This is a genomic window from Streptomyces sp. NRRL S-495 (assembly GCF_000966955.1).
Lineage (GTDB): Bacteria > Actinomycetota > Actinomycetes > Streptomycetales > Streptomycetaceae > Kitasatospora > Kitasatospora purpeofusca.
Window position 1 is genome coordinate 1 of sequence record NZ_JZWY01001091.1, and the last position, 964, is coordinate 964.

Here is a 964-nt window from a genome sequence, read left to right on the forward strand (position 1 = left end):
GCGTTCGCACAGGGCCCGGCGTTCCGGCGTTCCGGCGTTCCGGCCATGAAACGGCGTCGTCCGGGCAGAGGAGGCGCGTGACTACAGGCGCGGTCGCCGCCCAGTCCGCCGTCTTCCTGCTGGTCACCCTGTGCGTGGACCGGCCCCACCCGCCCGGAGCCGCGCGCGCTCCACGACCGGTGAGGCGACCGGAAGCCACGGGCACCCAGGCCGGTCAGGCCGTCCCGCCAGACCAGCAGCCCCCGGCTGTCACACCCCGACCACACGCGGACGAAGGCCGGTGTCCGCTCAGGCCAGAGCGGTGATGAGCTTCGCCGCGGCCATGGCGACCAGGAGGACCGCGCCGCCCAGCAGGTACTGGGTGGCGCGTCGCATCCTTCGTGCTCTCAGCTGATGGACGCTGATGCACCGCCACAGTTCGAGCGCGGCGGCATCGGCTGCGGCCTCGACAGTCTGGGCGGCCAGCCCCGCGCGGAAGTGCTCCGGGGAGGAGAACGCCTTGACGGTGTCGCCGTAGCTGAACGCGATCGGGACCACGGAGTCGAGCGGCTGCGCCAGCGCGGGCAGCTTTCCCGACCCGGTGAGTACGGAGGCTGCCAGAGCCGCCGAACACGCACTCACCACCAACGCGACGAGCCCGACCGCCCCAATGGCGGGCGACACGTCCGACGACGTCGCTCCGGAGGCGAACACCACACCGGTCATGACCAGCGCGTTGGCGCTCAGAAGCGTGCCGGCCCGGTTCACCAGCCCCAGCCGAAGCCCGTCCGCCCGAACCAGGCGCCACTGGGCAAGGTGCAACCTGTCCTCGGGGCGTGGCTCCTCGCTCACTGTCCTCTCCCTCCCCGTTCAGCGGGAGGCAGAGGCTTCCGTCCCGCTGTACGAGGATTCCCGCACCGCCAGGCGGCAACCGCTCGTGAGCCCGCCGGCCGGCGGGGCCTGGGCCGTCCACCTCCTGGCCACC

The 964-nt window shown here is 72.6% G+C and carries 1 protein-coding gene; it reads right to left on the reverse strand.

From position 1 onward, the window contains the following. Positions 1-288: 288 nt before the first annotated feature. On the reverse strand, positions 289-831 hold the full coding sequence (locus VR45_RS39285; RefSeq protein ID WP_045944754.1) for a hypothetical protein: 543 nt from the start codon (positions 829-831) through the stop codon (positions 289-291). Positions 832-964: the final 133 nt, after the last annotated feature.